Source organism: Streptomyces sp. NPDC017993, assembly GCF_044328065.1.
In the GTDB taxonomy this organism is placed as follows: Bacteria; Actinomycetota; Actinomycetes; order Streptomycetales; family Streptomycetaceae; genus Streptomyces.
Window position 1 is genome coordinate 41,441 of sequence record NZ_JBIRGO010000028.1, and the last position, 22,891, is coordinate 64,331.

Here is a 22,891-nt window from a genome sequence, read left to right on the forward strand (position 1 = left end):
GTTCGACAGGACACGTCGACAGGTCACACCGCCGCGCCGCCCTTCTCCGCCAGATAGGCCAGCACCGCCTTCACCCGGCGGTTGTCGGACTCGCTCGCCGACAGACCGAACTTGGCGAAGATCGCGGCCACATGCTTCTCCACGGCCCGCTCCGACACCACCAGCCGCGCGGCGATGGAGCGATTGGAGTGGCCCTGCGCCATCAGCTCCAACGTCTCCCGCTCCCTCGGCGTGAGCGACGCGATCCGGCTGCGCCGCCCGCCCCGCATCAGCCGGGTGACGATCTCCGGGTCGAGCGCCGTACCGCCGCCGGCCACCCGGTGCAGCGCCTCGACCAGCTCCGCCGTGCGGGCGACACGCTCCTTCAGCAGATAGCCGACCCCGCCCGCACCTGCCTCCAGCAGCCGCTCGGCCCAGGCGGTCTCCACATGCTGGGAGAACACCAGAATGCCGAGTTCCGGCCGGGTCGCCCGCAGCTCGACGGCGGCACGGATGCCCTCATCGGTGAACGTGGGAGGCATCCGGACGTCGACCACGGCCACGTCGGGGCGGTGGTCGGCCACTGCCGCCAGCAGCTCTCCCGGAGTCCCGGCAGTGGCGGCGACCTCGCATCCCCTCGCCCCGAGCAGCTCCACCATGCCCTCCCGCAGGATGACGGAATCCTCGGCCAGGACAACACGTAAACGACGGTCGGTCATCGTCGCATTATCGAGCATCCGGAGGGGCGGCGACCGGTCGTCGCCCTCCGGAGTCCATGCGCACCGAGTCCCGGACTGCGCATTCACTGCGCAGCCTCGGCCGCCGGTGACCAGCGGATCGCGCGGTTCATCGGTCCCGAAGTCGCGGACTTTCCATCGGAGTTCGCCCCGGGTGGTGTCAGCCGTGCCAGGAGCGCCAGAGCGCCGCGTAGGCGCCGTCGGCGGCCACCAGGTCACGGTGGCTGCCCAGCTCGGTGATCCGACCCTCCTCGACCACCGCGATCACATCGGCGTCATGGGCGGTGTGCAGGCGGTGCGCGATGGCCACGACCGTGCGGCCGTCCAGCACCTTGCCCAGCGAACGTTCCAGGTGGCGGGCCGCCCGCGGGTCCAGCAGGGACGTCGCCTCGTCCAGCACCAGGGTGTGCGGATCGGCGAGCACCAGCCGGGCCAACGCTATCTGCTGAGCCTGCGCCGGGGTGAGCGCATGACCACCCGAGCCGACCTCGGTGTCCAGCCCCTCCTCCAGGGCGCCGGCCCACTCCTCGGCGTCCACCGCGCCCAGCGCCGCCCACAGTTCGGCGTCGGCCGCGTCGGTCCGCGCCAGCAGCAGATTGTCGCGGAGCGACCCGACGAAGACGTGGTGCTCCTGGTTGACCAGCGCCACATGCGAACGGACCCGCTCGGCCGGCATCTCGGAGAGCGCCGCACCACCGAGCGTGACCGTGCCCGTCCGCGGGCCGTAGATGCCGGCCAACAGCCGCCCCAGCGTCGACTTTCCGGCACCCGACGGGCCGACCAGTGCCAGCCGGCTGCCAGGACGGACATGCAGCGAGACCTGGTGCAGGACGTCGACACCCGCGCGGTAGCCGAAGCGCACCTCATCGGCGCGTACGTCCCGGCCGACCGGGGACATCTCCTCGTCGGCCGCCTCCGGCTCGATCTCACGGACGCCGACGAGGCGCGCGATGGACACCTGGGCCACCTGCAGCTCGTCGTACCACCGCAGGATCATGCCGATCGGTTCGGTCATCATCTGTGTCAGCAGCGCACCGGTCGTCAGCTGCCCCGGCGTGAGCCAGCCGCGGAGTACGAACGCGCCGCCGAGCATCAGCACCGACCCGAGCATCAGCACATGCGTCACATTGATCACGGGGAAGAGCACCGAGCGCAGGTACAGCGTGTACCGCTCCCACTGGGTCCATTCCCGCACCCGCCGCTCCGACTGCGCGACCCGGCGCGCGCCGAGCCGGTGGGACTCGATGGTGCGGCCCGCGTCCACCGTCTCGGTGAGCGCCGCGGACACCGCGGCATAGCCCGCCGCCTCCGAGCGGTAGGCGCTCGGCGCCCGCCGGAAGTACCAGCGGCAGCCGACGATCAGCAGCGGCAACGCGACCAGCAGGGACAGCGCGAGCGGCGGCGCGGTCACGGCGAGCCCGCCGGTCAGCAGCGCCACCCACACCACCGCGATCGACAGCTGCGGTACCGCCTCCCGCATCGCGTTGGACAGCCGGTCGATGTCGGTGGTGATCCGCGACAGCAGATCGCCGGTGCCGGCCCGCTCCAGGATGCCCGGCGGCAGTGCCACGGACCGTACGAGGAAGTCCTCGCGGAGGTCCGCCAGCATCCGCTCGCCGAGCATCGCGCCACGCAGCCGCACCATGCGTACGAAGAGCGTCTGCAGGGTCAGTGCGACGGCGAACAGGGCGATGGTGCCGCCCAGTTGAAGGTCGCGGGCGCCTGCGGACAGGTCCTCGACCAGGCCGCCGAGCAGGTAGGGGCCGACCATGGAAGCGATGACGGCCGCGGCGTTCACGCCGACCAGCAGGGCGAACGCCCCTCGGTGCCGGCGGATCAGGCCACCGACGTAGGTGCGGACGGTCTCCGGCGAGCCGACGGGCAGCGTCGTGGCGGTCTGTGGGGCGTCCGGATCGTGCTCCGGCGGCGCCAGGCCGATCATGCGGTCTCCTCGATGTGCTGGGTGCGGGCGGTTCCGTGGACGCCGTGGTCGCCGTCGGTGTCGGTGTGGCCGGGGTTGCCGGTGTCGTGGTGGTGAGGTGGGCGGTCGAGGACGACGGTCATGTCGGCCGCTTCGGTCAAGCCCGTTGTGCCGGCGCCCGTCACGCCCGTAGCACCGGACTCGGCCGCCCTGCCCGCTGTGTTCCCGGTGCCTGACTCCGCCACCTGGTCGGCCTGTTGGGGTACGCCGGGAGGCTCCGCGCCGCCGTTGGACGGGGCGAGGCGGCTGTCCGGGGTCTCTTCTTCCGTTTCGCGGGTGACGACGGCGCGGTAGCCGGGATGTGTGCGCAGCAGCTCGCGGTGGGTGGCTTCGGCCGCGACCTTGCCGTTCTGGAGGAAGACCACCTGGTCCGCCCGGTCCAGGAGCAGGGGGCTGGAGCTGAGCACCACCGTCGTACGGCCCGCGCGGATGTGGCGCAGGCCGTCGGCGATGCGGGCCTCGGTGTGCGAGTCGACGGCGCTGGTCGGTTCGTCCAGCACCAGGACCTCGGGGTCGGTGACGAGCGAGCGGGCCAGCGCCAGCCGCTGGCGCTGCCCGCCGGAGAGCGACCGGCCGCGCTCGGTGATGCGGGTGCGCATCGGGTCTCCGGAGTCGTCGACGGACGCCTGCGCCAACGAGGTCAGCACATCGCCGCATTGGGCCGCGGCCAGCGCCTCCGCGGCCCCCACGCGCCCCGAGGCGGGTACGTCGAGGAGTTCGTGGAGGGTGCCGGAGAGGAGCACCGGATCCTTGTCCTGCACGAGCACCGCGGCGCGGGCGGCATCGCGCGGGAGGTCGTCCAGCGGGGTGCCACCGAGCAGGACGGACGGCATCGCGCTGCTCGGGCCTGCCGGTTCCGCGTACACCTCCGGGCCCGCGTGCCCGGACACGGAGGTCTCCGGTACGGAGTCCGGAGAACCGGCGGCCACCGCCGCGCTTTCCCTCTTGCGGGCCTTGCGGGCCCTGCGTGCGGACTTGTGGTTCTCGGGGGGCCCGGCGGCGTCGACGGCCTCGGTGGCCGTGACGGCGTCTCCCTCCTGATCCGCCGGGTGGCCGCCGAGGCGTTCGGCGAGCCGGCCCGCGGCGTCGGGATCCCCGCAGACCACCGCGGTCAGCCGGCCCGTGACGGCGGTGAGTCCGCTGGCCGGGTCGTGCAGATCGCCGGCCGGCGGCCCGTGGTCGTGGAGCCGGCCGCCGGCCGGCCGGCTCAGCGCCAGCACCCGGGCCGCACGTTTCGCCGACGGCCTGGAGAAGGAGTAGGCCATGGCGATCTCTTCGATGTGCCGAATGGGGTAGAGGAGAAAGACGACCGCGCTGTAGACGGTGACGAGTTCGCCGATGGCGATCCGGCCGTCGAGTGCGAGCCGGGCGCCGTACCAGACCACCGCGATGAGCAGCAGGCCCGGCAGCGCCACTTGCACCGCCGAGATCAACGACCACATCCGCGCGCTGCGGACGGCGGCCTTGCGCACTTCCTGGGAAGCTCTGCGGTAGCGGCCCAGGAACAGCTCCTCGCCGCCGATTCCGCGCAGTACGCGCAGGCCGGCGACGGTGTCGGAGGCCAGCTCGGTGGCCCGGCCGGCCTTCTCCCGCTGGGCGTCGGCGCGGCGGGTCGCCGGCGGCAGCAGCGGGAGCACGGCGAGCGCCAGGAACGGTACGCCGATGGCCACGACGATGCCCAGCGCCGGCTGGTAGACGACGAGGGCCACGCAGACCCCGACCGAGGTCAGGGCAGCCGCACCGCACCGGGAGATCGCCTCGACGAACCAGCCGATCTTCTCCAGGTCGCCGGTGCTGACGGCGACGATCTCGCCGGCCGCCACTCGCCGGGTCATGGCCGCACCCAGCTCCGTCGTCTTGCGGGCGAGCAGTTGCTGCACCCGGGCGACGGAGGTGATCCAGTTCGTGACGGCCGAGCGGTGCAGCATGGTGTCACCGAGCGAGACGAGTACTCCCAAGAGCGCCATCAGGCCGCCGGCCAGCATCAGTTTGCTGCCGGAGCGGTCCACCACGGCCTGCACGGCGAGGCCCACGGGGAGGGGAAAGGCCGCCACGGATCCGGTGTGCACCAGGCCCCACAAGAGGGCCTTGGTCTGCCCGCCGAGCTGCTGTCTGTAGAGCCACCGGAGGAAGGTGCCGCCTGTACGGACGTCCGGGATGCCGGGGTCGGGGTGGGGCAGGTCGCGAATGCGCATGATGTCCAAAGGCGTGGTCGTGGCGGGCGGGTGAGCGGACCGCGGGCTGGCCGGGGCGCAAGGCAGGAGAGGAAGAAGGAGATGGCGGTGGGGGAGGGGCTCGAGGGGGTGGTGGGGCCGGTCGTCGTGGGCCGGGTGGTCGGCGTCGGTCGCTCTGGCGGGCGGGCGGCGTCCGACGCCTGTCCCGTCGTCGGCGGGGTGAAGGAAGGTTGGCGCGTCGGCAGTGCCGATTTCAAACGGTTTTCTGCCGCAGCCGTGGATTTCGGGCCAATGGTGTGGGACGTGTACGCAACGGACGGGCGGCGGTCGGAGGGCTCTTGGGCGGTGCGACCATGGGGACATGCGAATAGCGGGCGGTGCGAGGCGAACGGCGGCGGTGGCCGTGGCGGGGCTCTTCCTACTGGCGGGCTGCGGTGGCGCGAGCGATGGCGCGGGTGGCAGCGCCGACGGTGCGGGCAAGAAGGGGCGTCACGGTGAGGCGCCTTCCGGTGCTTCGGCGACCACGCACCTGAAGAACATTCCGCAGCTCGGCGCCGCCTTCCGGGCGCGCGTCCCGGCCGCCGCCCGGCAGGTCGTCGCGGTGTACGGCAAGGGTGCGGACTCCGCCGACGCGACCCTCGTCCTCTTCGAAAAGGGCGCCAAGGGGTGGGACCAAAAGGGGAGTTGGGCGGCCCACAACGGGCGCCGCGGCTGGACGACCGGCCACCACGAGGGCGACAAGCGCAGCCCCGTGGGCGTCTTCACGCTGACCGACGCGGGCGGCGTCCTCCCTGACCCCGGCGCCAAGCTGCCCTACACACATACGGCGGCGTTCACCCCGCCCACGTACTGGGCGAAGAGCACCCGCCACGACTTCGACCACGTCATCGCGATCGACTACAACCGCGTCAAGGGGACGTCCCCGCTGGATCCGACACGCCCCGAGGGCCAGTCCAAGGGTGGCGGGATCTGGCTGCACCTGGACCACGGCAGCGGCACGTCCGGATGCGTGAGCATTTCCGAATCCGGCATGACCTCGCTGCTGCGCGCTCTCGACCCCGCGCGGCACCCCGTCGTGGTCATGGGGGACCAGGCGCACCTTTCCGCCTGACCGCAGGGGCCAGGTGGATCGAGAGAGCGGGGCACACAGGCCCCAGACCCTGACGCAGTCCAGTGAATCCTGACTTGGGGGATATGTCGCTTATGTGCGATGAATCCCCGCGAACTCGGACGGGTAACCCGCGGGTAGTTGGACCAAGCTCCAAGATTTTCCCGGAAGTTACACGGGGCTCTTTCATGGGGAACGACAAACGACGATAGTGACGGACCGTGGAAGTCCACTTCCGCATAACAGAAATCGTCATGTAGGAGATGCTCGTGCCGCACGCCGCCGGAACTCTCCCCCGCCGCGCAGGGCGTTTCCTGCGCACCAGTCTGTTCGCGCAAGTGTTGCTCGCCCTGCTCCTCGGTGTCGTCGTAGGGCGCCTGTGGCCCGGCGCTGGAGCGTCGCTCCAGCCGCTCGGCGACGGCTTCGTGCGCCTGATCAAGGCGATGATCGCCCCGCTGGTCTTCTGTGTCGTCGTCGCCGGGATCACCAAGGCCGGTGACCTCAAAGCGTTCGGCCGGATCGGGGTCAAGGCCCTGATCTGGTTCGAGGTCGCGACCAGCCTCGCGCTCGTCATCGGTCTGCTGGCCGGCAATATTTTCGCGCCCGGCGCCGGGATGAATGTCGACCCCGCGTCCCTCGACAAGGGGGCGGTCGACGCCAAGACCGGCGGCGGCCACCTGCCCTCGACCGCCCAGTTCGTCCTGGAGTCGCTGCCGGACAGCGCGGTCGGCGCCTTCGCCGAGAACTCGCTGCTCCAGGTCCTCGTCCTGGCCTGCCTGGTGGGTGCCGCGCTGCTGCACCTCGGGCAGCGGAAGGTCCCGCAGATCCTGCCGCTGATCGAGCAGGCCCAGGACGTCGTGTTCACCATCGTCGGCTACATCATGAAGCTCGCCCCGCTCGCGGTCTTCGGTGCCACCGCCCACCTCGTCGGGGAGTACGGGCTGGGCGCGATGTCGACGTACGGCAAGCTGATCGCGGTCTGCTACGGCGTCGCCCTGCTCTTCCTGGTCCTTCTCGGGTGCGCCCTGAAGGCCGTCACGGGACTGAGCCTGTGGAAGTTCGTGCGGTACACCCGCGAGGAACTGCTGCTGGCCCTCGGTACCGGCTCCAGCGAGACGGTCATGCCGCGGATGATGCAGAAGCTGCGGGCCGCGGGCTGTCGGGACGACGCGGTGGGTCTGGTCCTGCCGACCGGCTACTCCTTCAACCTCGACGGTGCCTCGATCTATCTCTCCATCGGGACGCTCTTCATCGCACAGGCCATCGGCGTCGATCTCTCGCTCGGCCAGCAGATCACCGTCGTCCTGGTGCTGATGCTCACCAGCAAGGGCATGGCGGGCGTACCGGGTTCGGCGTTCCTGGCGCTGTCCGCGACCGCCTCCGCGCTGGGCGTCATCCCGGCCGCCGCGGTCGCCCTGCTGCTCGGCGTGGACCGGATCATGGACTCCATGCGGGTGGCGACCAACCTGCTCGGCAACTGCGTCGCGGTCTTCGCGGTGTCCCGCTGGGAGGGTGCGCTGGACCGGGTGACGGCGAAGAAGGTGCTCAACGGTGAGGCGCCGGCCGCCCCGCCGTCCGACCGGCTCGCGAAGTCCGGGCCGGAGCAGCCGACGGAGGCGGGGGAGCCGGCCGGGCCCGCGGTGCCTCCGGAGCCGGACGGCGCGCCCGTCACCACCTCCGAGAAGTGACCTCCGGGGCCCCGGGCGGCGCGGCCGTTCACCGGGGCCCCACCTGCTCGATCCGCCGGACCCGTCCGGTCCGGCGGATCCGGCTACTCGACCGGCTTCTCCGAATCCATGCCGGGCCTCTCCTTCTTCCACAGTCCGCGCGTGAAGTCGGGGATCTCCTGCGGGGCGCCCTTCGCCTTGATCGAGAGGTCGCTCAGCGGCACCGGGGCGGTCCAGGTGGCTCCGTCGTAGACGTCGAAGTCCGGTACGAGGCCGAGCCGCATGCACTGCATCAGCCGGAAGACCAGCATGTAGTCCATACCGCCGTGGCCGCCGGGCGGGTTGGCGTGCTCCTTCCAGAGCCAGTGGTCCCACTCCGCGTACTTCCCGAAGTCGCCCCACTCGTCATTGCTCTGGTCGGGTTCGAGGTAGATCCGCTCCGGATAGTCCTCGAAGACGCCCTTGGTGCCGCCGAGGCTGTTGATGCGGCTGTAGGGGTGCGGGGTGGAGACGTCGTGCTCCAGCCGGATCACCCGCCCCTTGGCGGTCTGTACGAGGCTGATCGTCCGGTCGCTCTCGATGTACGACTCCTTCCAGCTCGGGTCGTTCGCCGGCATGTGCTCCTTGCGGTAGGCGGCCAGGCCCAGTGCGGGCGTGCCGAAGCTGGAGATCCGTACGGCACGGTCGCCCCGGTTGACGTCCATGTAGTTGGCGACCGGGCCGAAGCCGTGGTTGGGATACAGGTCGCCGCGCAGCCGGGTGTGCCAGAGCCGGCGCCACGGGCCCTCGTAGTACTCCGGGTCGAACATCAGGCCGCGCAGATCGTGGTTGTAGGCGCCGGCGCCGTGCAGCAGATCCCCGAACAGCCCGGCGTGCGCCATCCGCAGCACCCGCATCTCGTTCTTGCCGTAACAGCAGTTCTCCAACTGCATGCAGTGTCTGCGGGTGCGCTCGGAGAGGTCGACCAGTTCCCACAGCTGGTCCAGGCGCAGCGCGAGCGGGCACTCCACGCCGACGTGCTTGCCGTTGCTCATCGCGGTCTTGGCCATCTCGAAATGCCAGTCCCACGGCGTGGCCGCGTACACGAAGTCGATGTCGCCGCGCTTGCAGAGGTTTTCGAAGTCGTGGTCGCCGTTGGTGTAGACGGCCGGCGCGGGCTGTCCGGCGTCGGTGACCTTCTTGGCGGCCTTCGCCGTCTTCTCCTTCACCGGGTCGCACAGGGCGACCACGCGTACCCCCGGCACCGCGAGAAAGAGGTCGATCATGCTGCCGCCGCGATTGCCGAGGCCGATGATGCCGACGCGTACGGTGCTGCGCCGCTCGAACGGCACCCCGATCATCGTCTTGCCCTTGGCCTTCGGTGCCGCCGCGGTGCTCGCCGCGCCGGACGCCGACGCGGGTGCGGCCGCGGCGGCGTGACCGGCCGTCAGCCCGCCCAGACCCAGGCCGGCGCCCGCCGCGCCGGCGGTCCACAGGACGGAGCGGCGGCTCGGTCCCGGCTCTTCGGGGGCGTGGTCGTGGGGGTGTTCCTCGTTCATCGGTCCTCCAGGAAGCAAGCGGATGCTACGCGCGGGGCATACGTGAACCTCGGTCAGGACCCTGACGGTAGAGCGGCCTGAGGCACAAGAGGGCCAGTTGGACTCTTGGCACGGCGCGCTTGGACTCTTGTGCGGATACCTCGTCGTCGCCGATCGGGGCGTTGCTGCCAACTTGCGGGAGGTGCCCCGCCGTTAGCAGCATCTTTCGCAAGTCGCTGAAAACACTTGCGGAAAACCTTGACGTGTACATAAGTCAAACGGCAGGCTCCCCTGCGGAATCCCCCCATGGCGGCCTGGCGCGTGGCTGCTCTCGTGGGCGCGGTGTGACCTGCCGTGCCCCATGACGAAGGAGCCGCAAGATGCAGCATCGTTCCCGTGTGCTGGGCGGGGCGCTGGCCGGAGTGCTGGCCGCGGCCGGCCTCGCGACGTACGCCCCCTGGTCCTCGCAGGCCACCCCGCCGGGCGAGAAGACCGTCACCGCCACCCTGTTCGAGTGGAAGTTCGCGGACGTGGCCACGGCCTGCACCGACGAACTGGGCCCGGCCGGTTACGGCTACGTCGAGGTCTCACCGGCGTCCGAGCACATCAAGGGTGACCAGTGGTGGACCTCCTACCAGCCCGTCAGCTACAAGATCGCCGGACGTCTGGGTGACCGCGACGCCTTCGCCGCGATGGTCAAGGCCTGCCATGGAGCGGGCGTCAAGGTCGTCGCCGACGCCGTGATCAACCACATGGCGGCCGGATCCGGCACGGGCACCGGCGGGACGCAGTACGGCAAGTACAGCTATCCGGGCGCCTACCAGGACCAGGACTTCCACAGCTGCCGCAAGCCCATCTCCGACTACACCAACCGGGACGACGTCCAGGACTGCGAACTGGTCGGCCTGGCCGACCTGGACACCGGGAGCGACGCGGTGCGCACCACCGTCGCCGGGTACCTGGACGACCTGCGGTCGCTGGGCGTCGACGGCTTCCGGGTGGACGCCGCCAAGCACATCTCCGCCACCGATATCGCCGCCATCAAGGGCAAGATGAGCGACCCCGGCTACTGGGTGCAGGAGGTGATCCACGGCGGCGGCGAGGCGGTCCGGCCCGAGGAGTACACCGGCATCGGCGATGTCGACGAATTCCGCTACGGCGGGCACCTCAAGAGCGCGTTCCAGGGCGGCAACCTCGCCCAGCTGAAGTCCGTCGCGGACGGCAAGCTGGCCGGCGACAAGGCCAGAACCTTCGTCGACAACTGGGACACCGAACGCAACGGCTCGACGCTCACCTACAAGGACGGCGCGACCCACACCCTCGCCAACGTCTTCATGCTCGCCTCGCCCTACGGCTCACCGAACGTCTTCTCCGGCTACGAGTGGTCCGACAAGGACGCCGGACCGCCCGGTGGCGCCGCGGGCTGGACCCGGGTGCACGCCGAGCGAGAGATCACCGGCATGGTCGGCTTCCGCAACGCGGTGGGCTCCGCCGAACTGACCGACTGGTGGGACAACGGCGGCAGCGCCATCGCCTTCGGACGCGGCAAGGCCGGGTTCGTCGCCCTCAACAGCGGTGACGACGCCCTGTCCCAGGACTTCACCACCTCGCTGCCCGCCGGAACCTACTGCAACGTGGCCAAGGCCGCGCCCGACGACTGCGCGGGCAACACCGTCACCGTCGGCGACGACGGCACGGCGAAGCTGACCGTTCCCGCCAAGGGCGCCGTCGCACTCCACATCGGCGCCAAGAGCTGAACCGCCGACCGGTCACCGCGGCCCGCACACACGACTGCGGGCCGCGGCACCGGTCCGCGGTGCGTCCGCCTCACCCCCGCCCCGCCTCCGGCCGGGTGGCGCGCTCCAGTTCCAGCAGGACCGACCGGTAGCCGCGTCCGTCCGTCGCGTGATCCATGCCGACCTCGCACATCCGGTTCGCGGAAAGGTAGGCGTCGAAGTCCCGTGCGGTGACCTCGGCCGCCTCGCGGGCGGTGGCCGACTCCGTCAGTTCCGGGTGCAGCATGCCCCGGTCGCCCGCGAAGGCGCAACAGCCCGCGTCGTCCGGCACCACGACCTCCCGCGCGCACGCCTCGGCGACCTCCCGCAGTCGGCCCTCGTTCCCCAAGTGCCGCATGGAACAGGTGGGGTGGAGTACGGCCGAGCCGACCGTGCGCAGGATCCGCAGATGCGGCAGCAGTTCCTGCGCGGCCCAGACGACGGAGTCGACCACCGTCAGCTCGGCGTGCAGCGCGCGGTTGTCGGCCGTCAGGTACGGCACGACCTCGTGGCCGATGCCGAGCGTGCAGGAGGACGCGTCCACGATCAGCGGCAGCCTGCCGCCCGCCGTCCAGCCCCAGGCCGCCTCGACGATGCGGTTGGCCATCAGGGCGTTGCCCCTCTCGTAGCCCTTGGAGTGCCAGATCGTGGCGCAGCAGGTGCCGGTCACGTCCGCCGGGATCCACACCGGCCGGCCGGCACGCCGTGATACCGCCACCACGGCCTCCGGAAGGGATGGTCCGCGGTACCCGGCCGGCTCGCCGAAGATCCGGTTCACGCAGGCCGGGTAGTAGACGGCGACGGCGTCCGCCTTCTGCGTGGCGGGCAGCGTACGGGCCGCGGGGCCGGGCAGGTGCGGAAGCCACTGCGGCACCAGGTCGGGGCGTACGGCCCTGCGGGCGGCGCCGGTCACCGAAGCGGTCAGCCGGTCGCCGATCCGGTCCGCGGCCGCCACCGCCAGCCGCGCGGCCCGCTCGACGGCCTTGAACCGCCGGGCCGCCTGCGCCGCCGCCCACTCCTCGCGCGGGGAGTGCCGGCGGCGGCGCAGGTCCTTCATCAGCGCGCCGGTGTCGATGCCCACCGGGCAGGCCAGTGCGCAGGTCGCGTCGCCGGCGCAGGTGTCCACCGCGTCATAGCCGTACGCCGCCAGCAGTTCGCGCTCGACGGGGGAGCCGGTCGGCTGGCGCGTCATCTCGCGGCGCAGCACGATCCGCTGCCGGGGGGTGGTGGTCAGGTCCCCGCTGGGGCAGGTCGGTTCGCAGAAGCCGCACTCGATGCACGGGTCGGCGACCGCCTCGACCTCGGGAATGGTCTTCAGCCCGCGCAGGTGCGCCTGCGGGTCGCGGTCGAGCAGGACGCGCGGGGCCAGGATGCCGTGCGGATCGACCAGCGTCTTGATCCGCCACATCAACTCCGTTGCCCGCGGGCCCCATTCGAGCTCCAGGAAGGGCGCGATGTTCCGGCCGGTGGCGTGCTCGGCCTTGAGCGAGCCGTCGAAGCGCTCGACGGTCAGCCGGCAGAACTCGTCCATGAACGCGGCGTAGCGCGCCACATCGGCCGGCTCGGCGGCGTCGAAAGCGAGCAGGAAGTGCAGATTGCCGTGTGCGGCGTGGCCGGCGACGGCCGCGTCGAAGCCGTGCCGGGCCTGGAGTTCCAGCAGCGCGGCACAGGCGTCGGCCAGCTGGGCCGGCGGCACCGCGAAGTCCTCGGTGATCAGCGTCGTGCCGGCCGGCCGGGAGCCGCCGACCGCGGTCACGAACGCCTTGCGGGCCTTCCAGAAACCGTTGATGGTGGCCGCGTCCCGGGTGAAGGCGTTGCTGACGGACGCCACCGGTGCGACCAGCGGCCGGCCCGCCAGCGCCTGCGCGGCGGCCTGCTCGTACGCCCGCTGCGCGGACTCGTCGGCCGCGCGGAACTCCACCAGCAGGGCGGCGGTCTCCTTCGGCAGCTCCGCCCAGTCGGCGGGCACTCCCGGGACGCTCACCGAGGCCCGGAGCGTGTTGCCGTCCATCAACTCCACGGCCCGCGCCCCCGCTTCGTTGAACCGCGGTACGGCGGCGGCAGCGTCCCGCAGCGTCGGGAAGAAGAGCAGGGCGCTGGAGGTGTACCGCTCCAGCGGCAGGGTGTCGAAGACCGTCTCGGCGATGAAGCCGAGGGTGCCTTGGGAGCCGACGATCAGGCCCCGCAGGATCTGCGCGGGCGTCGCGCCGTCGAGGAAGGCGTCGAGCCGGTAGCCGTTGGTGTTCTTGATCCGGTACTTGGCGCGGATCCGCGCCACCAGCTCGGGCTCCGCCTCGATCTCGGCCTTGAGCGCGAGCAGCCCCGCGCACAGCGCGGGCTCGGCCCGCGCCAGCTCGGCGTCCGCGGCCGGGTCTGCGGTATCCACGATCGTGCCCGACGGCAGGACGAGGGTGAGCGAGGCCAGCGTCCGGTAGGAGTTGCGGGTGGTGCCGGCCGTCATTCCGGAGGCGTTGTTGGCGACGACCCCGCCGAGGGTGCAGGCGAGGGCGCTCGCCGGGTCGGGACCGAGCAGCCGTCCGTGGCGGGCGAGAGTGGCGTTGGCCCGCCAGACCGTGGTGCCCGGCCGGATCCTGGCGCGTGCGCCGCCGTCCAGCACTTCGACGCCGGCCCAGTGGCGTCGTACGTCCACCAGGATGTCCTCGCCCTGCGCCTGGCCGTTCAGTGAGGTTCCGGCGGCTCGGAAGACGACGTTGCGGCCCTTGCCGTGGGCGTAGGAGAAGACGGCGGAGATGTCGTCGATGTCCTCGGCCAGCACCACCACCTGCGGGACGAAGCGGTAGGGGCTGGCGTCCGAGGCGTAGGCGACCAGGTCGGAGATCGTGTGGAGCACCTTCTCCGCGCCGAGCAGCGCGATGAGGTCGCCGCGCAGCGGCTCGGGGGTGCCCGGGGCGCGTTTGTCGGGCACCCGGTCGTGCGCGGGGCTCGTGGCGGCGGGCCGCAGGGCGTTCGGCTCCGGCTCCAGCAGGGGCATGGCGCACTCCTCCGGTCGGCTGGGCGCCGGTCCGCCCGGCGCCGCGCGGTCGGTCAGCGGTCGGCCGGCGGCCCGCAAGCCGGTCGGCCGCGGTTCAGTGGTGCGTCCCCGGGCCGTCGACCAGAGTGGACAGCAGCTCGCCGAGGACCTCGCGCTGTTCGGCGGTCAGTGGAGCCAGGATGTCCTCCGCTGCGGCCCGGCGTGCGCTGCGCAACGCGCGGAGTGTGGACCGGCCGGTGTCGGTGAGCTCGATCCGCACCACCCGGCGGTTGTCCGGATCGGGCACGCGGCGCACCGCGCCGTTCGCCTCCAGTGCGTCCACCAGCGTGGTCACCGCGCGGGGCACCACTTCGAGGCGCTCGGCGAGGTCGGCCATCCGCGGCGGGGCGGCACGGCAGTGGTCGACGATGCGCAGCAGCCGGGACTGCGCGGGAGTGAAGGCGATGTCGAGATGCTCCAGGTGATGCTTTTGGGCGCGGTGCATCCGGCGGGTCAGCCGCACCAACTGCTCGGCGACATGGGAGGTGCTGACCGTCGGCTCGGGGGAGGACATGCGGCGAGGATACAGGACCAAGTTCATTGTGAGTATAGGTAACAATGAGCTAGGCTCCTTGAAATCCGCCCTCGCCCTTCCGCCCGTCGACCCCACCGCACCCCTCGAAGGAGCCCATGCGCAGCGACGAACCCGAGTGGACGCCACCGCCCAAGGATCCGGACCAGCCGGTCCAGCTGCGGCGGATCCTCGCGCTCTTCCGCCCCTACCGCGGCCGGCTGGCCGTCGTCGGCCTGCTGGTCGGTGCCTCCTCCCTCGTCTCGGTCGCCTCGCCCTTCCTGCTGCGCGAGATACTCGACGTGGCGATTCCCGACCGCCGCACGGGGCTGCTCACCCTGCTGGCCCTGGGCATGATCGTCACCGCCGTGACCACCAGCGTCTTCGGCGTGCTGCAGACCCTGCTGTCCACCACCGTCGGCCAGCGCGTCATGCACGACCTGCGCAGCGCCGTGTACGCCAAGCTCCAGCGGATGCCGCTGGCCTTCTTCACCCGCACCCGCACCGGCGAGGTCCAGTCCCGGATCGCCAACGACATCGGCGGCATGCAGGCGACGGTCACCTCCACCGCGACCTCCCTGGTGTCCAACCTGACCTCCGTCATCGCCACCGTCGTCGCGATGCTCGCCCTCGACTGGCGGCTGACCGTGGTGTCGCTGCTGCTGCTCCCGCTCTTCGTGTGGATCAGCCGGCGGGTCGGCAACGAGCGCAAGCGGATCACCACCCAGCGGCAGAAGCAGATGGCGTCGATGTCGGCGATGGTCACCGAGTCGCTTTCGGTCAGCGGAATCCTGCTGGGCCGCACCATGGGCCGCGCCGACTCGCTGACCCGGGGCTTCGTCACCGAGTCCGAGCGCCTGGTCGACCTGGAGATCCGCTCCAACATGGCCGGGCGCTGGCGGATGGCCACCATCGGCATCGTCATGGCCGCGATGCCCGCCCTGATCTACTGGGCGGCCGGCCTCGTCCTCCGGTTCGGCGGGCCCACCTTCTCCATCGGCACACTCGTCGCCTTCGTGACACTTCAGCAGGGACTGCTGCGGCCCACCGTCTCGCTGCTGTCCACCGGCGTGCAGATGCAGACCTCGCTCGCGCTCTTCCAGCGCATCTTCGAATACCTCGACCTGCCGGTCGCCATCACCGAACCCGCCGAGCCGGTGCGCCTGGCCACCCCGCGCGGCGAGGTCCGCTTCGAGAACGTCACCTTCTCCTACGACCCCGGCGCGGGCGACACGCTCCGCGGCATCGACCTGACGATCCCGGCGGGCGGCAGCCTCGCCGTCGTCGGACCGACCGGCAGCGGCAAGAGCACCCTGAGCTATCTCGTGCCACGGCTCTACGACGTCACCGGGGGCAGGGTCACCCTGGACGGCACGGACGTGCGCGACCTCGACTTCGACACGCTCGCCCGCTCCGTCGGCGTGGTCTCCCAGGAGACCTACCTCTTCCATGCCTCGGTCGCCGACAACCTCCGCTTCGCCAAGCCGGACGCGACCGACAACGAGATCGAGCGGGCCGCCAAGGCCGCCCAGATCCACGACCACATCGCCGCCCTGCCCGACGGCTACGACACCCTCGTCGGCGAGCGCGGCTACCGCTTCTCCGGCGGCGAGAAGCAGCGCCTGGCCATCGCCCGCACCATCCTGCGCGACCCGCCCGTCCTCGTCCTCGACGAGGCGACCAGCGCCCTCGACACCCGCACCGAGCATGCGGTGCAGCAGGCCATCGACGCGCTGTCCGAGGGGCGTACCACCCTGACCATCGCGCACCGCCTGTCCACGGTCCGCGACGCCGACCAGATCGTGGTCCTGGACGCGGGCCGGATCGCCGAGCGGGGCACGCACGACGAGCTGCTCGCCGCCGACGGGCGCTACGCGGCGCTGGTGCGGCGCGACGCGCACCGGGACCCGGCCCATGGCGCCGCGGCCGGACTGCCGCCCGTTGATCGTGACGCACGCCTCACCACTGCCGACGATCAGATGATGACCCAGTAAGTGACCCACGGGTAAGGTCGAATGCGCGGCGGCCAGTTCAATGGTCGGGGCGGCCGCCGCACCCTCCCCTTCTCAACCGCCCGCGTCCGCGGGGCCGAACCCACCGGGAGCACTCGTGGCCGACGCTCGTTCCGCCCCTCTCCTGGCCCGCCTCCTCGCCGGTGCCGGGGTCGTGCACTTCCTCGCCCCGAAGCCGTTCGACTCGATGGTGCCGAAGCGGCTCCCCGGCAGCGCCCGCGCCTGGACGTACGCCAGCGGCGCCGCCGAGCTCGCGGTGGCCGCCGCGATCGCCGCGCCCCGCACCCGCCGGGCCGGCGCCCTGGCCGCCGCGGGACTGTTCGCCGCGCTCTTCCCTGCCAACGTGAAAATGGCCTACGACTGGCGCGACCGCCCGGTGCCCCTGAAGGTTCTCGCCTACGGGCGGCTGCCCGGTCAGGTGCCGCTGATCGCCTGGGCGCTGCACACCGCCCGCACCGCCGGCGAGAGCGCCCCGCGGCCGCGCCCGTAGGTGCGGGCACGGGGGCAGGAAGACACGGCCGGCGTCGGACACCCCACGCCGCCCACACCCCCGCCGCCGCTCACTCCGCCAGCAAAATCACCTCCAGCGTGCGCGGCCCGTGTACCCCCTCGACCCGGTCGAGTTCGATGTCGCTGGTGGCGGAGGGGCCGGAGATCCAGGTGAGCGGGCGGTCGGGTGAGAGCCGCGTCAACCCCTCGGGCACCGAGCCGACGACCTGGTCCGGTACGCGGACGACGCAGAGGTGATGGTCCGGAACCAGGGTGATCCGGCGCCTGCCCTGATCGGGGCCCGCGTCCAGGACGAGGGTGCCGGTCTCGGCGATGGCGACCGCGCAGCCCGTCACCACACTGTCCACGGCGTCGAGTTCCTGCGCCGTGCTCCCGGCGCGATCGGGAACACGGGTGACATCGGCCGCGGCCAGCCACCCGGCGTCCAGACCCGGCGGCACGAGCACCGTCCGGGTACCCCGCTCCGCCAGCAGCCGGCCGATCAGCGCCGGCAGCCCGTCCGCCTCGCTGCGGTGCACGACGGCCCGGTAGTCCGCGAGGTTCTCCGCGAGCAGGTCGACGGTCTGCGCCGTCGTACGCGAGCCGTGCACCCGGTGGTAGTCGCGCGCGACCGGCGGGTCCTCGGGCCCCTCGCCGCGCGGTACGTCGCCCAAGGCGCGGCGGATCCGCGCCAACACCACATCGCGGCTGCTCACTTGCTGCTCCCTCGCTGCTCGGAATTGCCCCTGGTGCGCTGCCACCAGTCGCGGAAGGACTCCGCGGGCACCGGCGGCAGATCGCGGGTGTCGGACCAGGCGCGCCCCGGCCCCGGCAGCCGCCGAGGGTGCAGCCGCCTGGTCCGGGCCGCCAGGCGCATACCGGTGCGCAGCGCGCCCGGATGGTCGAACGCCCAGCTCGCCGCGCGCATCGCGGCCCGCTCCGCCGCGTGCCCCTTGGCCGGTTTGAGGACGGTGCGCACACCGTGACGCGTCACCGGACCGCCCTCCACCACCCGCTCCCGCAGATGCACCAGCACCTCGGGAATGTCGATGGCCACCGGGCACACCTCGTAGCAGGCCCCGCACAGCGACGATGCGTAAGGCAGCGACGCCTCCAACGAACCTTCCGTGCCGCGCAGTTGAGGTGTGAGGATGGCGCCGATCGGGCCCGGGTAGGGCGAGCCGTAGGCATGCCCGCCGGCCCGCTCGTAGACCGGGCAGACGTTCAGGCACGCCGAGCAGCGGATGCAGCGCAGCGCCTGCCGCCCCACGGTGTCGGCGAGTGTGTCGGTCCGGCCGTTGTCCAGCAGCACGAGATGGAACGTCTGCGGGCCGTCGCCGTCCGTCGTCCCCGTCCAGGTCGAGGTGTAGGGGTTCATCCGCTCGGCCGTCGAGGAGCGGGGCAGCAGTTGGAGGAACACCTCCAGGTCCTGCCAGGTCGGCACGACCTTCTCGATACCGACGACGGAGATCAGCGTCTCGGGCAGGGTCAGGCACATCCGGCCGTTGCCCTCGGACTCGACGACGACCAGGGTGCCGGACTCGGCCACCATGAAGTTGGCGCCGGAGACACCCACCTTGGCGGTCAGGAACTTCTCCCGCAGATGCAGTCGCGCCGCCTCGGCCAGCTCGGCGGGGGAGTCGGTGAGACCCTCGGGTGCCGGGCGGCCCCAAGCGCCCATCTCGCGGCGGAAGATGTCACGGATCTCCGAGCGGTTGCGGTGGATCGCCGGGACCAGGATGTGCGACGGCAGATCGTCGCCGAGCTGCACGATCAGTTCGGCCAGATCCGTCTCGTAGGCACTGATCCCCGCCTCGGCCAGTGCCTCGTTCAGCCCGATCTCCTGGGTGGCCATCGACTTGACCTTGACGACCTCCCGCTCACCGGTCTCCCGCACCAGCCGGGTGACGATCCGGTTGGCCTCCTCGGCGTCCGCGGCCCAGTGCACCTCGCCGCCCGCGGCGGTCACCGCGTCCTCCAACTGCTCCAGGTAGTGGTCGAGATGGCGCAGCGTCCGGTCCTTGACGGCGGCGCCGGCGGCCCGCAGCTGCGCCCAGTCGTCCAGCTCGGCGACAGCGTTCGCCCGCTTGTCGCGGATGGTGTGGGTGGCATGGGTGAGGTTGGCGCGCAGCTGGGTGTCGCGGGTGGAGACGGCAGCGGCCCGGGGGAAGGCCGGCATGCCCAAGTAGGCGCCGCTCACAGCACGCTCCCTTCGGTGCTCGCCAGGATCTCGGCGATATGGACCGGGCGGACCGGCGCCCCCTGCCGGGCGAGGGTGCCGCCGATGTGCAGCAGGCAGGAGTTGTCGACGGTGCAGACCGCCTCGGCGCCGGTCCCGATGACGTTGCGGACCTTGTCGGCGCCCATCGCGGCGGAGACCGCCGGATTCTTCACCGCGAAGGTGCCGCCGAAGCCGCAGCACTCCTCGGCGCCCGGCAGCTCCCGCAGCTCCAGGCCCTTGACCTGCTCCAGGAGCCGCCGGGGACGGTCCCCCAGGCCCAGCATCCGCAGGCCGTGACAGGTCGGGTGGTAGGTGACGGTGTGCGGGTAGTAGGCACCGACATCGGTCACCTTGAGGACATCCACCAGGAACTCGGTCAATTCGTATGTCTTGGGTACCGCGGTCGCCGCCGCGTCGGTGAGCTGCCTGCCGCGCCCCTCCGCGGCCGCCTTCGCCCCGATACGTGGGTAGTTGTCCCGCACCATCGCCGCGCACGAACCGGACGGGGTGACGACGTGGTCGTAGTCCCGGAAGGCGCGGTCGAAGCGGTGCACCAGCGGCTCGGTGGCGTGCCGGTAGCCGGTGTTGAACTGCGGCTGACCGCAGCAGGTCTGCTCGGCGGGGAAGTCGACGTCTACCCCCAGCCGTTCCAGCAGCGCCACCACCGCCTGCCCCGTCCGCGGGTGGAGCGTGTCGTTGATGCAGGTGACGAACAGTGCCACACGCACGTTGCGCCCTCCTTTCGGCCGCCGCGGCCCCGGGGAGCGCCCGCCGGCTCCTCGCCCGGCGCGTTCCGTCCGGCTCCGCCCCTGGCGGCCGGACGCCCTGCCGGTAGATGATCACCTGACGGCCATCCTGCCCCAGCGGCAGGCTCAGGAGAAGAACCGGGAGCGGGGGACACATGCCCAGCGCGGAACACATGGAAAAGGACCGGGCGGCCGGTGGAATACGGCCGCCGTCACAGCTGCGCCAGCTGGCGGCCGCCTCCGTCGGCAACGCCGTGGAGTGGTACGACTGGTACGCCTACTCCTTCCTCGCGGTCTACTTCGCGGATCAGGTCTTCCCCAAGGGGACCGGCAACTCCCTGGTGCCGCTGCTGTCCACCTTCGCGGTCTTCGCGGTCGGCTTCTTCATGCGGCCGGTCGGCGGGCTGCTGATGGGGGCCGTCGCCGACCGGCGCGGCCGCCGGGCGGCGCTGACCGTCACCATCCTGCTGATGGGCGGCGGCAGCCTGCTCGTCGCACTCACCCCCACCTACGCGAGCGGGGGTGTGCTGGCCCCCGTCGTGCTGGTCATCGCGCGCCTGGTGCAAGGCTTGTCGGTGGGCGGCGAGTTCGCCGCCTCCACGACGTTCCTCGTCGAATCCGCCGGGCCGGGCCGCCGGGGGCTCTTCTCCAGCTTCCAGTACGTCTCCACGACCGTGGGCCAGCTGCTGGCGTCGGGGACCGCGGCGCTGCTCGCCGCCCTCCTCACCGAGGGGCAGATGGGGCAGTGGGGCTGGCGGGTGGCGTTCTTCGTCGGCGCGCTGCTGAGCCTGCTCGGTCTGTGGATCCGCAGCGGCGCCCAGGAGACCCGCAGTGCCGCACAGCAGGCCGCCGCGCGGCCCGGCCTCTTCGAAGCGCTGCGGCGCCACCCCCGCCAGTCCCTGCTGATCTGCGGGATCACGGCCGGCGGCACCATCGCCTACTACACCTGGACCACCTACCTGCCCACCTATGCGCAGGTCAACGCGGGCTTCGACAAGGGCGCTTCGCTCACCGTCGGGACCATCTCCCTGGCGTTCTTCGCGCTGCTCCAGCCACTGGGCGGGATGCTCTCTGACCGGATCGGCCGCAAACCGCTGCTGCTCGGCTTCTCGCTGGGCTTCGCCGTCCTTGCCGTGCCGCTGCTGCACCTGGTGACCGACGCCTTCATCTCGCTGCTGCTGGTGCAGTGCGCGGGCATGGTGCTGCTGACCGGCTACACCGCGGTCGCCGCGGCCGTGAACGCCGAGGTGTTCCCGGCGCGCGTGCGGGCGGCCGGCATCGGCTTCCCGTACTCCCTCACCGTGGCGCTCTTCGGCGGCACCGCCCCGTACGTCGGTACGTGGTTCCAGCAGGCCGGGCACGCCGGGCTGTTCCCCTGGTACGTGGCCGCGCTCTGCCTGGTGTCGTTCTGTGTGTATCTCACGCTGCCGGAGACCTCACGGCAGCCGCTGGAGAAGTAGTCCCCGCCCGCACGGAGGCGCCGCCCCTCCCAGGGACGGGGAGGGGCGGCGCCGGTGGTGCGAGGTCCGTCAGACGAGCCAACCCACGAAGTGGACGACGCCGGCAAGCAGGTTGGTGAGGAAGTTCATCTGGTCTTTCTCCTTGTGCAAGTGATGCGTTGTGGGACCAACTCTCCGGCCCAGCAAGGGATGTCGACCGGAGGCGCCGTAACGGTCTGCAGCCCGTCGCTTGCGCCCCGTAAGCGTCACCCGGCCCGCCCTTCCCCCGGAAGCCCCGTCGGCCTCGACCACGCTTTCTGGCGAACACTCGCTCCCGCGTTCGTTTGTTCCCACCGGTGTGCCCAGGGCTGCCCTTATGCGGCCATTCATCCTTTTCGGGGCGACCGGCGCACCTTGCGGAGTTCCGGTAATTGAGCTTTGCGTGACCTTTCTCATTGCGCCCGGCCGGGCCGCCCCTCATTCGCGCGCAATTGACAAGCGGTCAGGGATGTGACGGTCGGGCAATGGCGGACATTTGGTGGATGTATGGCTCACGGAACTCACCGGTAGCGCAACGCTGCGTCAAAAGCCCGGTATTCCCGCCCGAATCGTTCTCGGTTCGTGTCCGAATTTCACAAGTCGATCACGTGTTAGCGTCCGTCCGCCGCGAACCGAACACGTGAAAGGAAAATCCGTGGGCCATATGCACCACTTCAGTGCGGGCTGGATATCTCCCGTCCTCGCCTACGCGATGGCGTGCGTGGGATCCGCGCTCGGGTTGCGCTGCACCGTCAGGGCGCTGACCGCCGACGGCCGCTCGCGGCGCAACTGGCTGCTGACCGCCTCCGTCGCCATCGGCTCCGGCATCTGGACCATGCACTTCATCGCGATGCTCGGCTTCGCCGTCACCGGCAGCCCGATCCGCTACGACGTCCCGCTGACCGTGGCCAGCCTGCTGATCGCGGTGCTGGTCGTCGGCGCGGGCGTGTTCACCGTCGGCTACGGCCCCTCCCGGCTGCGCTCCCTGCTGCTCGGCGGCCTGGGCACCGGCCTCGGCGTCGCGGCCATGCACTACCTGGGCATGAGCGCGCTGCGTCTGCACGGACACGTGCACTACGACCCGGGCCTCGTCGCGCTCTCCGTCGGCATCGCCGTAGGCGCGGCGACGGCCGCCCTGTGGGCGGCACTCAGGGTGCGCGGCGCGACGGGCGCGGCCATCGCCTCCTTGGTCATGGGCCTCGCCGTCAGCAGCATGCACTACACCGGAATGGCCGCCGTACGAATGGAACTGACGCCCAGTCGGGCGCCGCTCCAGGGCGCCACCGCAATGGAATTCATCTTTCCGCTGACTGTCGCGCTCGGCTCTTTCCTCTTCCTCACCGTGGCCTTTGTCGCACTGTCGCCGACCGCGCGCGAGCGTGCCGAATCCGCTTCTGCCGATTCGCTTCGCGAAGCCGAACTCCCCACCTCTGCCTGACTTGTCGAGGAATTCATGCACGTACGA

General features: G+C 71.4%; 16 protein-coding genes. 7 read left to right on the top strand and 9 right to left on the bottom strand.

The window, feature by feature from the left end:
- Positions 1–23: 23 nt before the first annotated feature.
- From ACH4FH_RS34805 to ACH4FH_RS34815, 3 genes are all read right to left on the bottom strand, one after another.
- Complete coding sequence (locus ACH4FH_RS34805; protein WP_398559957.1) at positions 24–698, bottom strand: response regulator; 675 nt, start codon at positions 696–698, stop codon at positions 24–26.
- A gap of 178 nt (positions 699–876) precedes the next feature.
- Entirely contained in the window at positions 877–2,658 is a 1,782-nt protein-coding gene (locus ACH4FH_RS34810) for an ABC transporter ATP-binding protein (protein WP_398559958.1), read from the bottom strand.
- Positions 2,655–4,892, bottom strand: coding sequence for an ABC transporter transmembrane domain-containing protein (locus ACH4FH_RS34815; protein ID WP_398559959.1), 2,238 nt, complete (start codon positions 4,890–4,892; stop codon positions 2,655–2,657). Before ACH4FH_RS34815 ends, ACH4FH_RS34810 begins: the two co-directional genes overlap by 4 nt.
- Positions 4,893–5,232: 340 nt before the next feature.
- Between ACH4FH_RS34815 and ACH4FH_RS34820 the strand changes: the two genes are divergently transcribed.
- Together ACH4FH_RS34820 and ACH4FH_RS34825 are read left to right on the top strand one after the other, a co-directional pair.
- Entirely contained in the window at positions 5,233–5,982 is a 750-nt protein-coding gene (locus ACH4FH_RS34820; protein ID WP_398559960.1) for a L,D-transpeptidase family protein, read from the top strand.
- 260 nt (positions 5,983–6,242) lie between these two features.
- Complete coding sequence (locus ACH4FH_RS34825) at positions 6,243–7,667, top strand: cation:dicarboxylate symporter family transporter (protein ID WP_398559961.1); 1,425 nt, start codon at positions 6,243–6,245, stop codon at positions 7,665–7,667.
- 83 nt (positions 7,668–7,750) lie between these two features.
- Here the strand turns inward: ACH4FH_RS34825 and ACH4FH_RS34830 are convergent, their stop codons facing one another.
- On the bottom strand, positions 7,751–9,184 hold the full coding sequence (locus ACH4FH_RS34830; RefSeq protein WP_398559962.1) for a Gfo/Idh/MocA family protein: 1,434 nt from the start codon (positions 9,182–9,184) through the stop codon (positions 7,751–7,753).
- 359 nt (positions 9,185–9,543) lie between these two features.
- On the opposite strand from ACH4FH_RS34830, the gene ACH4FH_RS34835 reads away from it, so the two are divergent.
- Positions 9,544–10,920 carry an alpha-amylase family protein gene (locus tag ACH4FH_RS34835; protein ID WP_398559963.1) on the top strand — a complete coding sequence of 459 codons (1,377 nt, stop codon included), beginning with the start codon at positions 9,544–9,546 and terminating at the stop codon, positions 10,918–10,920.
- 70 nt (positions 10,921–10,990) lie between these two features.
- On the opposite strand, the gene ACH4FH_RS34840 is transcribed toward ACH4FH_RS34835, so the two are convergent.
- Together ACH4FH_RS34840 and ACH4FH_RS34845 are read right to left on the bottom strand one after the other, a co-directional pair.
- The gene (locus ACH4FH_RS34840; RefSeq protein WP_398559964.1) at positions 10,991–13,930 is read right to left on the bottom strand and encodes an FAD-binding and (Fe-S)-binding domain-containing protein; all 2,940 of its coding nucleotides are present in this window, start codon (positions 13,928–13,930) and stop codon (positions 10,991–10,993) included.
- Positions 13,931–14,024: 94 nt separating this feature from the next.
- Positions 14,025–14,483 (bottom strand): MarR family winged helix-turn-helix transcriptional regulator, encoded by a 459-nt coding sequence (locus tag ACH4FH_RS34845; protein ID WP_398559965.1) that lies wholly within the window; start codon positions 14,481–14,483, stop codon positions 14,025–14,027.
- Positions 14,484–14,599: 116 nt separating this feature from the next.
- Between ACH4FH_RS34845 and ACH4FH_RS34850 the strand changes: the two genes are divergently transcribed.
- Both ACH4FH_RS34850 and ACH4FH_RS34855 read left to right on the top strand, forming a co-directional pair.
- Positions 14,600–16,474 (top strand): ABC transporter ATP-binding protein, encoded by a 1,875-nt coding sequence (locus ACH4FH_RS34850; protein WP_398559966.1) that lies wholly within the window; start codon positions 14,600–14,602, stop codon positions 16,472–16,474.
- A gap of 115 nt (positions 16,475–16,589) precedes the next feature.
- Entirely contained in the window at positions 16,590–16,982 is a 393-nt protein-coding gene (locus ACH4FH_RS34855; RefSeq protein WP_398559967.1) for a hypothetical protein, read from the top strand.
- 70 nt (positions 16,983–17,052) lie between these two features.
- Here the strand turns inward: ACH4FH_RS34855 and ACH4FH_RS34860 are convergent, their stop codons facing one another.
- The 3 genes from ACH4FH_RS34860 to ACH4FH_RS34870 are packed head-to-tail and all read right to left on the bottom strand — an operon-like array spanning position 17,053 to position 19,930.
- Positions 17,053–17,697 (bottom strand): lactate utilization protein C, encoded by a 645-nt coding sequence (locus tag ACH4FH_RS34860; RefSeq protein ID WP_398559968.1) that lies wholly within the window; start codon positions 17,695–17,697, stop codon positions 17,053–17,055.
- The gene (locus ACH4FH_RS34865) at positions 17,694–19,181 is read right to left on the bottom strand and encodes a lactate utilization protein B (RefSeq protein WP_398559969.1); all 1,488 of its coding nucleotides are present in this window, start codon (positions 19,179–19,181) and stop codon (positions 17,694–17,696) included. The genes ACH4FH_RS34860 and ACH4FH_RS34865 overlap by 4 nt, the downstream gene beginning before the upstream one ends.
- Positions 19,178–19,930, bottom strand: coding sequence for a (Fe-S)-binding protein (locus ACH4FH_RS34870; RefSeq protein WP_398559970.1), 753 nt, complete (start codon positions 19,928–19,930; stop codon positions 19,178–19,180). Before ACH4FH_RS34870 ends, ACH4FH_RS34865 begins: the two co-directional genes overlap by 4 nt.
- A 191-nt stretch (positions 19,931–20,121) precedes the next feature.
- On the opposite strand from ACH4FH_RS34870, the gene ACH4FH_RS34875 reads away from it, so the two are divergent.
- Positions 20,122–21,408 carry an MFS transporter gene (locus ACH4FH_RS34875; protein WP_398559993.1) on the top strand — a complete coding sequence of 429 codons (1,287 nt, stop codon included), beginning with the start codon at positions 20,122–20,124 and terminating at the stop codon, positions 21,406–21,408.
- 673 nt (positions 21,409–22,081) lie between these two features.
- Positions 22,082–22,864: an MHYT domain-containing protein gene (locus tag ACH4FH_RS34880; RefSeq protein WP_398559971.1), complete on the top strand. Its 783-nt coding sequence runs from the start codon at positions 22,082–22,084 to the stop codon at positions 22,862–22,864.
- Positions 22,865–22,891: the final 27 nt, after the last annotated feature.

Excerpts from the sequence above, each read along its gene's own strand:
- ACH4FH_RS34820 (WP_398559960.1), top strand. The coding sequence starts at position 5,233 with ATGCGAATAGCGGGCGGTGCGAGGCGAACGGCGGCGGTGGCCGTGGCG.
- ACH4FH_RS34850 (WP_398559966.1), top strand. The coding sequence starts at position 14,600 with ATGCGCAGCGACGAACCCGAGTGGACGCCACCGCCCAAGGATCCGGAC.
- ACH4FH_RS34830 (WP_398559962.1), bottom strand. The coding sequence starts at position 9,184 with ATGAACGAGGAACACCCCCACGACCACGCCCCCGAAGAGCCGGGACCG.
- ACH4FH_RS34875 (WP_398559993.1), top strand. The coding sequence starts at position 20,122 with ATGGAAAAGGACCGGGCGGCCGGTGGAATACGGCCGCCGTCACAGCTG.
- ACH4FH_RS34825 (WP_398559961.1), top strand. The coding sequence starts at position 6,243 with ATGCTCGTGCCGCACGCCGCCGGAACTCTCCCCCGCCGCGCAGGGCGT.
- ACH4FH_RS34810 (WP_398559958.1), bottom strand. The coding sequence starts at position 2,658 with ATGATCGGCCTGGCGCCGCCGGAGCACGATCCGGACGCCCCACAGACC.
- ACH4FH_RS34815 (WP_398559959.1), bottom strand. The coding sequence starts at position 4,892 with ATGCGCATTCGCGACCTGCCCCACCCCGACCCCGGCATCCCGGACGTC.
- ACH4FH_RS34845 (WP_398559965.1), bottom strand. The coding sequence starts at position 14,483 with ATGTCCTCCCCCGAGCCGACGGTCAGCACCTCCCATGTCGCCGAGCAG.
- ACH4FH_RS34840 (WP_398559964.1), bottom strand. The coding sequence starts at position 13,930 with ATGCCCCTGCTGGAGCCGGAGCCGAACGCCCTGCGGCCCGCCGCCACG.
- ACH4FH_RS34805 (WP_398559957.1), bottom strand. The coding sequence starts at position 698 with ATGACCGACCGTCGTTTACGTGTTGTCCTGGCCGAGGATTCCGTCATC.
- ACH4FH_RS34835 (WP_398559963.1), top strand. The coding sequence starts at position 9,544 with ATGCAGCATCGTTCCCGTGTGCTGGGCGGGGCGCTGGCCGGAGTGCTG.